The organism is Janthinobacterium sp. KBS0711 (genome assembly GCF_000988085.1).
Taxonomy (GTDB): Bacteria; Pseudomonadota; Gammaproteobacteria; order Burkholderiales; family Burkholderiaceae_D; genus Janthinobacterium; species Janthinobacterium lividum_E.
This window is the reverse complement of the sequence record NZ_LBCO01000029.1, coordinates 46,326-56,281: the sequence shown is the minus strand read 5'-3', so window position 1 is coordinate 56,281 and position 9,956 is coordinate 46,326. Positions and strand designations below refer to the sequence as shown.

Sequence of the window (9,956 nt, the reverse complement as noted above, 5' to 3'; positions counted from 1 at the left end):
CACAATTGCCACGATTGCGCCAGCGCCTGCCACTGCTGGTGCGATGCCAGCCACTGGCGGCCCGCTTCCTGTTCCGCCTGCGCGGCTTGCTGGCGCTGCTGCAGCGCGTGCAGCGCGGCGCGCGCCGCCTCGTTGGCCTGGTCGGCGGCCAGGGCGCCATCTTGCGCCTGGCGGTGCGCGGGCAAGTGTGCCGCAATGCCGGCGTCGAGCGCCTTGGCCTGGTCGAGCAGGGGCGCCGCATCGTGTTGCGCCGCTTCCCTGGCCTGCAAGGCCGCTGCCGCCAGTTGTACGGCCTGCGCCAGTTGCGCTTCGCTGGCGACGGCCTGCGCCGCCTGCGCGCGCGACGCTTCCAGCGCGGCGCCGGTGCTGGCGATGTCGTTCGCCAGGCGCGCCACGTCGTCGATCAGGGGGCGCGCCGGCTGCAGCAATTCCCACTGCGCCAGCGCCGCGCGGCGCGCTTCGGCAGTGGCCCGTTCGGCATCCGCGCTGTCCAATGCTTGCTGCGCAGACTCCACCTGGGCTTGCAGCTTGTATGTCTCCTGGTGCCAGCGCTGCTGCAGTTCCAGCACGGCCTTGCGCAGATCGATGGTGTGCAGGCTGGTCTCGGCGGCGTTGCACAGCGCTTCGGTCTCCGCCCGTTCTTCCGGCGACAGGGGCCGCTGGTCGGCCAGTTTTTCGCCCAGGCGTTCGAGGACCTGCTTTTCCTTTTTCGCCCGCTCGAAGGCGCGCATGGAAATGTCGGTATAGATGCTGCTGCCCGTCAGGGTTTCCAGCAATTCGCCCCGTTCATTGTCTTCCGTCTTGAGGAAGGTGGAAAACTCGTTCTGCGCCAGCAGCACGGCGCGCGTAAACTGGTCGAACGACAGGCCGATACGCTTTTCGATCTCTTCCTTGACTTCCGTCTTGGTGCCGCCGATGGGTTGCAGCGCGGGCAGCTGGTGCAAGCTCATGGCGGTTGCCTGCAGCGCGCCTTCCGCCTTGGTGCGCGAGCGGCGCACGCTCCAGCGTGCGCGGTAACTTGCGCCGTCGTTGCCGACGAAATCGACTTGCGCGTAACCGTCCGGCGTGCCGCGGCGCAGCAGGGTGCGCGTATCCTGGGCATTGACGGTTTCCTTGCCCACGTCGGGCAGGGCGCTGCCCCGTCCCAGCACTTTCAGCAAACGCGGCGTGGCGTCGTACAGGGCCAGGCACAGGGCATCAAGCAAGGTGCTCTTGCCCGCGCCCGTGGGGCCGCTGATGGCGAACAGGCCGGAAGACGCCAGCGGCTCCTGCTGGAAGTCGACTTCAAATTCGCCAGCCAGCGAGGCCAGGTTCTTGCCGCTGATTTTCAGTATTTTCATGGTTCTTCAGTTGCGCTCAAGCGCCGGGCAGCAGCAGTTCGGCCAGGGCCGAGAGTTGTTCGGGTGGTGCTTCCTTGCCGTATTTTTGCAGGTACAGGCGGCGGAAGATGTCGTCGGGCTGCAGCTGGCCCAACTGGTCGAGTGTCAGGTTCTCGGGCGCGCTGCTGCGCGCGGCGCTCGACGTTTCGATCTTCGCCAGGCGCACGGGCTTGCCGTCGAGCGCCGTTTCGATGCGCGTGCGTAGGCCCGGTTCGGGCGCATCGAGGCGCACGCGCACTTCCAGGAAGGGTTGCGCTTCCGGTGGCGCGGCGGGCACGTCGAGGGCGGCCAGCTGCGCCAGCACTTCGTTGATGGGTGCCGGCGTGGCGGGCACGCGCAGCAAGGGCACGGCGCGCGGCACTTCGATGACGCGCACCTTAGTCAACTGCTCGCCATCGATATCGAGGCACAGCACCTGGTGGCGGTAATTCACTTCCGCGAATGACAGGGGAATCGGGCTGCCGCAGTAGCGGATGTGATTCTGCCCGCCCACGGCCTGCGCCTTGTGCAGATGGCCCAGCGCCGCATAGGCGATGGATGTATCGAAAATCCCCGACGGCAGCATTTCCGTGCCGCCGATGACGATGCGGCGTTCGGAGTCGTTCGACATTTCGCCGCCCACCATGTGGCAGTGGCCCATGGCGACGATGGCTTGCCCTGGCTGGCGGCGCGCCAGCGCCAGGTCCGCCAGCTGGCGGTACAGCAGGGCGATGCCGCCCAGGTAGGCGTCTTGCGTGTCGCCGGCCGGCAGTCTCGGCACGTCGCCGGGACGCAAAAAGGGCACGGCCAGGCACCAGGCCTGCACTTGCCCGTCGCTGCCGGCGAGCGGCAGCAGCAGGCGTTCCAGGTCGATATTGCCGGCCTCGTCGCGCAGCAGATGGCCGACTACGTGGGTGCCGTGCGCGGCCAGCAGGGGGCCGGGCGCTTCGAGCCGTCCCGCCGAATCGTGGTTGCCGGCGACGACGACCAGTTGCAGCGCGGGCAGGCGCGCGCGCGCCTGCTGCAGGAATACATATAGCTGCTTTTGCGAGGCGGCCGACGGGTTGGCGTTGTCGAATACGTCGCCCGCCACCAGCAGCACGTCGACCTGTTCGGCCACGAGCGTGTCGAGCAGCCAGTCGAGGAAGCGCTGGTGTTCGTAGCCCCTTTCATAATTGTGCAGGGTCTGGCCCAGATGCCAGTCGGAAGTGTGCAGCAGGCGCATGGTGTGGCAACGGTAGGGAGGACAGGCGCCAATATAGCAGGAATGACGGCATGCGCCAGCGGCTAAATCAAGCCGTCAATGCGCCGGCGCGATACGTGTTCCTGCCATCCTGCTTGGCCTTGTACAGCAGCACGTCGGCCCGCTGCAGCAGCACGGCGGGCGAAATGTCTTCGTCGCGGTAGAAGGCCAGGCCGATGCTGGCGGAAATGCGCACGGTGATGCCATCGAGTTCGAACGGCTGCTGCATGGCGGCGACGATTTTTTCCGCCAGCACGGCCGCGTCGTCGGGCCGGGTGATCTGTTCCATGATGATGGTGAATTCGTCGCCGCCCAGGCGGGCGATGATGTCGGTGGCGCGCATGGTGTGCGTCAGGCGCTGGGCGAAGGCGCGCAGCAGCGCGTCGCCGGTGCCGTGGCCGTGCGTGTCGTTGACGGGCTTGAAGCGGTCGATATCCATGTACATGACGGCCATCAGGTGCTGCTGCTGGCGGCTCGCGTGCATGGCGTCGCTGAGTTTTTGCTGGAAGCCGGCGCGGTTCGACAGGCCCGTGAGCGCATCGACCTGAGCCAGCTTCAGCAGGCGCTGTTTCTCGCGCTTCTGCACGGTGATATCCTGGCGCATCACGTGAAAGCCCACCACCTGCAGCTTGTCTTCGCCGATCTGCGGGATGTAGATCACTTCCAGGCAGCGCTCGATGCCTTCCTTCTCGTCTTCCTCCTCGAAGCTCAAGGTTTCGCCGGCCAGCACGCGCTCGATATACGGCGCCACCGTGCGGTAGCGCGCCTCGCCCACGGTGTCGCGCACGCTCTTGCCCAGCGCCTGCCGGCCCCTCAGGCCGAATTCGCGTTCATAGGCGATGTTCAGGAAGCGGTAGACCTGGTCGGCGTCGATGTACGCGATCATGGCCGGCAAGGTGTCGGCGATGGTGCGCAGGCGCGCTTCGCTTTCCAGCAGCGCCACTTCCGATTCGCGCAAGGTGGTGATGTCGTCCAGGGTCCCCACGTAGCCTTCGATCTGGCCGTCGATGAGGATGGGGGCGATCTTCACGGAGACCCAGACCAGCCTGCCGTCGCGCTGCAGGTAGCGCAGGGTCGACTGGAATGGCGCATGGCTGCGCGTGAGCTGCTCCAGCGCCACGTGCATCAGCGGATAGTCGTCCGGATGCAGGGCGCTGGTCCAACCGGCGCCCAGGGCGGCCGCGCGCGGCAGGCCCGTGATCGATTCGAAGGTGCGGTTGACGTAGGTGCAGCGGCGCTGGCGGTCCAGGCGCACCAGCCCCAGTGGCGAGGCGTCGTTGACGGCGGCCAGCTCGGCCTGTTTCTGGCGCAGTTCCAGTTCCTGCTGGCGGCGCTGCGAGATATCCTCGGCAATGCACAGGATATGTTCGATCTGCTGGCGCTCGTCGAACACGGGCACGGAGACGGCGCGCAGGTAGCGCAGGCTGCCGTCAAGCAGGCGCAAAGGCTTTTCCGTATGGTCGATGACGCCGTGCTCGGCCAGGATGGCGCGGTCGTCCTCGGCATCGTGCAGGCCGAAGTCGGGCGGGAAGGCCTGGAAATCGGTCTTGCCGATGACGTCGGCGGCCAGGTGGCCGGTGATGTCCTCGGCCGCCTTGTTCCACACTTCCATCTGGCCGAAATTTTCCGGGCGCGCGCTTTTCACGTAGACGAGCACGGGCAAATGGTCGATCAGCGATTGCAGGAAGCTGCGGTTATCCTGCAGCGCCAGTTCGTCGTGCTTGCGCGCGCTGATGTCGCGCGAAGTGACGGCCACGCCGTCGGCGATCGGCACCACCTGGTGGCGCAGCCAGCGCGTGCCGCCCGAGGCCAGCGGCAGCTCGAATTCATCTTCCAGCGGCTGGCGCGTTTCCATCACCAGCACGAAGCGCTGGAAGAAGCGCTCGCCGCGCAACAGCGGCATCTGCGGCAGCACGCGCTGGCCCAGCAGTTCGGAGCGCGGCTTGCCCAGCATGTCGGCGGCCCGCTCGTTGATGTCGGCAAAGGTGAAGTCTTCCACCGGTTTGCCCGGTGCGGGGCGCCAGGCTTTCAGCAGCAGCACGGCATCGAGGCTGCCCTGGTGCGCCGCGCGCAGCAGCGCCTGCGTTTCCTTGGCCTGGCGGATGCTGCGGCGCAGGCGCGCGCTCTGGCGCATCAGCAGGGTCGTAAAGCCGGCAATGAGCACGCTGGCGGCGAGCAGCGCGCCGATATACACGATGCGGCGGTGTTCGAAGCGCGCCAGGGCGACGGTGCGGCTCACGCCCACCACGGCCAGCAGCGGGTAGCGCGGCAGCTCGTGGTAGCTGTAGATGCGCGACGTCGCGTCGACGGGCGGCTCGATCAGCAGTTCCTCGGCGGCGTGCTGCGGCGGTCCCGGCATGCGAAAGTCGATGCGGTCGCTGAGGATCAATTGCTCGCCGATGCGCCCCACCGTCAGGCCGCTGTCGCGCGCCACCAGCATCAGCGCGCCATGCTCATCGAGGTTCAGGCGGTCGTAGTCGTCGACAAAATACGTGGGGTCGACGAGGATGACGATGGCGCCGGCGAAACGGCCCTGGGCATCGTTCAGGCGGCGCGCCAGGCGGATGGTCCAGCGCTTGCCGTCCGCGTCGAGCATGGGCGTATCGACCAGGGCCGTGTCGGATGCATTGGCGGCCAGCGCCCTGAAAAATGGCTGCGTGGCCAGGTTTTCCGGCAGATAGGCGTGGGCGCTGTCGACCACATTGCCCTGCGCGTCGATGAGGGCGATCGGCAGTTCCAGCTTCGATGGCAGCACGCTGTCGAGCAGGCCCTGGCGGCGCGTGAATTCATTCAGGCGCAGGCTGCCATCCGTCTCCTCGTATTTGAGCTTGAACAGCTGCGTGGCGTGGTCCGTCTGGCGCAGGGTGAAACTGGTATGGTCGGCCAGGGTGCGCGCCAGCGACTGGCTGACGGCCACGGCGTCGCGCACGGCGCTGGCCCGTTCCTGGCCCACCTGGTAAAAGACGGCCGCCCACAGCGCCAGCAGCAAGATGAGCGCGAACAGGGGCACCAGGCTGAGACTGTACAGGCGGCGGGCAAGGCGTTGCAGGGGTCTTGTTATCGCTATCACGGGCGCTTGCAGGCTAGGGTCATGAAAAAGGGAAGGGCGGCGTGGCGCGCATGATAGCCGAAATCGGCTGCCTTGCGCATAAGCCTGTCGCCACCACGCCCATTGTCTGTTCGCGGTCTGTCGCTGGCCTTATTTTGCGTTAAATCAAGTATCTGTGGTGCCGCGCACGCTAAAAAAAGCACGCCGGCGGCGACACGGGCTGGCGGCGTGGCAGAAAAAGTACAATTGCGCCCCCATCCTCATTAAAATGGATGCTTCTACCTCCCATATCGAAAGTTGTCATGCAGAGTAAAAAGCCCGATGCGGCACGGCTGGACAAGATCGTGGCCGAAGCGCGCCGCGCCGCCGACCAGCGCGAGAGCGGCTACCGCGAGCGCTCGCTGAAGATGTATCCGTGGGTATGCGGCCGCTGCATGCGCGAATTCACGCGCGCCAACGTGCAGCAGCTGACCGTGCACCACCGCGACCATAACCACGACAACAATCCGCCCGATGGCAGCAACTGGGAACTGCTGTGCCTGTATTGCCACGACAATGAGCACTCGCGCTACCTGGAAGCGGACCGTGGCGCCGGCCTGCTGTCGGCCGAGGTGGCGCCCGCCACGCACAATCCGTTTGCCGCACTGGCGGGCCTGATCAAGAAAAAGGACTGAGCGGGCCGCGCCGCTTTCCCCATGCGCATCTTGCTGACCGAAGACGACCCGCAGCTGGGCCGCGCCACGCAGATCGGCCTGGAGCAGGGCGGCTATGCCGTCGACTGGGTCACGAGCGCCGAACACGCGCACACGGCCGTGCGCCTGCACGACTATGGCTGCATCCTGCTCGACCTGGGCTTGCCGGGGCAGGACGGCATGCAGGCGCTGGGCGTGCTGCGCGATAACGGCTACAGCGGCGCCGTGCTGGTCGTCACGGCGCGCGACAAGGTGGGCGAGCGCATCGCCGGCCTCGACGCGGGCGCCGACGACTTCATCGTGAAACCGTTCGACCTCGACGAACTGGCCGCGCGCATCCGCAGCGCCTGCCGCCGCGCCGCAGGCCGCCTGCGCGAGCACCTCGTGCACGGCGACCTGGTGCTCGATATCGCGGACCGGCAGGTGACGCAAGGGGGCTTGCCCGTGACCCTGACGGTGAAGGAATTTCGCATCCTGCAACTGCTGCTGGAACACGGCGGCCGGGTGCTGAGCCGGGAGCAGCTGGAGAAAAACCTGTACAGCTGGGGCGGCGAGGTGGAAAGCAATGCCGTGCAAGTGCATATCCACCACCTGCGCAAGAAGCTGGGGCGGGACTTGATACGCACCGTGCATGCGATCGGTTATTGCATCGACAAGCCGAAAGCGGCCTGACAAAGAAAACGGGCCGCCCTGGGGCAGCCCGTTGTGCTCTATGGCTGGTCAGCCATCAACTCATCAGAAATCGATGGTGGCCGACAGCCACAGACGGCGTCCGTCCAGGCTGTTGACATAGCGGTTGGCGTAGGTCAATGCCGGTGCGCGGTATGGCTGGTAGTCGATGAAGTCCTTGTTGAGCAGGTTGTACACGGCCGCGTTCAATGTGACGCGCTTGTTCAGCTGATAGCTGCTGCCCAGGTGCAGCATGGTGTAGCCCTTGTAGTCGCCCAGCGCGGCCTTGGCGGCGCGCGTGGAAGCCGACGTGCCCGGATCGCGGAAGCGTTCGCTGCGGTACTCGGCGCGCAGCCAGCCATTCCATTCGCGCGAGATATCCCACGACAGGCGCGCGTTGACGGCGTGCTTGGGCGTGTCGCTCAGCGGCTTGCCCGCGTTGCTGCCGCTCTTCTGTTCGCTTTCCGTGTACGTGTAGTTGGCGCTGGCCGACAAGGTCTTGCCCAGCGGGAAGCGCGTGTTCAGCTCGACGCCGCGTGTGACGGCCTCATCCACGTTGACGGACTGGCCAAACGCATCGACGTTGGGCCAGTTGCCGAAGCTGACGCAGCCGGGACGGTTCGGCGATGGACGATAGTCACAGTTGACGAGGCCCGTGCCCGTCGTGATCTTGTCCTTGAACTCATTGTTGAACAGGGAGCCGCTGGCCGTCCAGCCTGCCAAGTTGTCGAAGTAGGCGCCGATTTCCGTGGTCGTGCTCGTTTCCGGCTTCAAATCCGGGCTGCCGACGAGGGGGATCGTGCCCTGGCCGCCAAAACCGTTGATGCCTGGCGACAGTTGCTCCACGCGCGGCGTCTTGTAGCCCTTGCTGACGCCGCCCTTGACGGTCCAGCTCGGTGTCGCGTTCCACACGGCATACGCACGGGGGCTGGTCTGGCCGCCGAAGATGCTGTGATCGTCATAACGGGCGCCAAAGGTCAGCGCGACGTTTTCCAGCACTTGCCATTCGTCTTCCACGAACAGGGCTTTTTGCGTGAATTCGAATTTTTTTGGCGCCACGCCATCCGTCATTTCCGCCTTCCACCATTGCGCGCCGACGGTGGCCATGTGTTTGCCCAATGGCATGACCAGCTTGGTGTCGAACACCTGGCTTTCCACTTCCAGCGTGCGTGCGCTGCCGGCCACGGCGCCGGGCGTGCCTGGCGGGATCGTGCGGCCCAAGGTCTCCGTCTTGTTCACCATATAGCTGCTGTCCAGGGTGCCGAAGCCGAAGCGGCCCGTGTGCGACAGGGTCCACTGGTCGCGCTTGTATTTCTGTTCCGGGCCGTAGCCGCCTTGCACGCTCTTGGTGCCGAGCTGGCCGTTCGAATTGTCATAGGTCTGGCGGCCCGCGTCCGCGTCGAGGATGACGGTGTGGTAGCGGTTTGGCGTAACGGCCAGGCGCGCGCCAAAGTTGTCAATGTCCGCGCGCACGGGATTGGCGCCCATGCTGGCGGCCGTAGTCCCGCCGGCCGCATTCGGGGAGCGGATATTGGCCGCGTCGCGGCGCTGCTTGCTGCCGCGCAGGGACAGGCCCAGCAGGTCGGTGGCGATGGGCCCGCTCAGGTAGAAGCGGCCGCTTTTCACGTCGCCGAAGTCCGATTCCTGCTGCGCGGTGTAATCGGCCGAGACGGAACCCATCCACTGCTTGCCCACCTTGCGCGTGATGATGTTGATCACGCCGCCCATGGCGTCCGAGCCGTACAGGGTCGACATGGGGCCGCGGATGATCTCGATGCGCTCGATGGCGGCCAGCGGCGGCATGAAGCTCGTCTGCGTGCCGCCGAAGCCGTTTGGCGTGACATTGCCGGCCGCGTTCTGGCGGCGACCGTCGATCAGCACCAGGGTGTAGTCGCTGGGCATGCCGCGGATGCTGATGTTCATGCCGCCCGTCTTGTCGCCCGCCGCGCCCACGTCGATGCCTTCCACGCTTTCCAGCGCCTGCGTCAGGTTGCCGAAGCGTTCCTTCGACAGTTCCTGGCGCGTCAGCACCGTGATCGAGGCGGGCGCCTGCTTGATGTCCTGCTCGAAACCGGAGGCGGAAACGACCACTTCCGGCATGCTGGCAGGCGCGCCCGTCTGGGCGTGCGCCGGCAGGCAGGACAGGGCGGCCAAGGCCAGGGCCAGGGTGGTGGGACGCGGCAGGCGCGCGCGGCGGGTGCTGTTGGACATGCAAACTCCTGATGGTGGATGTGTTATTGGTTTTTGTTGCCGGTGCAAGCTAATGGGAATCATTGATGCAATAAGAATCATTTACAATTTCGGTCATGGCTACCCAAAAAATATGTCGCTCCGGATCTTGCGCAGAAGTTCTTAAGAGATTCTTAACAGCTGGCGGCGGTGTGAAAACCTGGTCCTTGCGGCGCACCCTGCTGGCCGTGCTGCTGGGCCTGACCCTGGCCCTGTGGGTGGGCAGCGCCGCCATCGTGTACGTAGAGGCGCGCCGCGAAAGCCAGGAATTGTTCGACCAGTCGCTGATCGAGACGGGCCATCTGCTGCTGTCGCTGGTGGAAAAGGATGCGCGCCAACATGGCTTGACGGGGCCCATCGACGTGCCCCTGCGCGGCCATCCGAATCCGCACCAGTATTTGCTGTTCAAGGTGCGCGACGCGCAGCAGCGCGTGCTATACCGCAATGATGCGGCGTCCGACATCGCCCTGTCGCGCAGCGCGCCGGACGGCCTGTCGTGGACCAGCATAGCCGGCCAGCGCTGGCGGTTGTTTTCGCTGTGGGACCCGCAGCGCAGCCTGCAGCTGCTGGTGGCCGAGCCGACCAGCCACCGCGACGACATCAGCCGCGGCTTCTTTTACCGCATCGCGCTGTTCGGCCTGCTGCTGGTGGCGCTGGCTACGATTGCCATCTGGTGGAGCATCCACCGCGTGTTTCGCGTGCTGCAGGCGTCGGCC

Annotated in this window: 7 protein-coding genes; 3 read left to right on the top strand and 4 right to left on the bottom strand. The window is 65.9% G+C overall.

Annotated elements, in window-relative coordinates; translation table 11 throughout:
- The 3 genes from VM94_RS29105 to VM94_RS18120 all read right to left on the bottom strand — a co-directional run.
- Positions 1–1,340, bottom strand: a 1,340-nt coding sequence (locus VM94_RS29105; protein ID WP_046684843.1) for an AAA family ATPase, incomplete at its 3' end; no start/stop codon positions are given.
- 16 nt (positions 1,341–1,356) lie between these two features.
- Positions 1,357–2,583: an exonuclease SbcCD subunit D C-terminal domain-containing protein gene (locus VM94_RS18125; protein WP_046684755.1), complete on the bottom strand. Its 1,227-nt coding sequence runs from the start codon at positions 2,581–2,583 to the stop codon at positions 1,357–1,359.
- A 67-nt stretch (positions 2,584–2,650) separates the two neighbouring features.
- On the bottom strand, positions 2,651–5,671 hold the full coding sequence (locus tag VM94_RS18120) for a PAS domain-containing protein (RefSeq protein ID WP_235432949.1): 3,021 nt from the start codon (positions 5,669–5,671) through the stop codon (positions 2,651–2,653).
- Between the two features lie 281 nt (positions 5,672–5,952).
- On the opposite strand from VM94_RS18120, the gene VM94_RS18115 reads away from it, so the two are divergent.
- Together VM94_RS18115 and VM94_RS18110 are read left to right on the top strand one after the other, a co-directional pair.
- Positions 5,953–6,324, top strand: a complete 372-nt coding sequence (locus VM94_RS18115) for a YajD family HNH nuclease (RefSeq protein ID WP_034755042.1) — start codon at positions 5,953–5,955, stop codon at positions 6,322–6,324.
- Between the two features lie 21 nt (positions 6,325–6,345).
- Positions 6,346–7,014, top strand: coding sequence for a response regulator (locus tag VM94_RS18110; RefSeq protein WP_046684753.1), 669 nt, complete (start codon positions 6,346–6,348; stop codon positions 7,012–7,014).
- Positions 7,015–7,077: 63 nt separating this feature from the next.
- Here VM94_RS18110 and VM94_RS18105 read toward each other — a convergent pair whose 3' ends face one another.
- On the bottom strand, positions 7,078–9,222 hold the full coding sequence (locus tag VM94_RS18105) for a TonB-dependent receptor domain-containing protein (protein ID WP_046684752.1): 2,145 nt from the start codon (positions 9,220–9,222) through the stop codon (positions 7,078–7,080).
- A 170-nt stretch (positions 9,223–9,392) separates the two neighbouring features.
- Between VM94_RS18105 and VM94_RS29100 the strand changes: the two genes are divergently transcribed.
- Positions 9,393–9,956: sensor histidine kinase N-terminal domain-containing protein (locus VM94_RS29100; RefSeq protein ID WP_046684751.1), on the top strand; the 564-nt coding region annotated here is incomplete at its 3' end.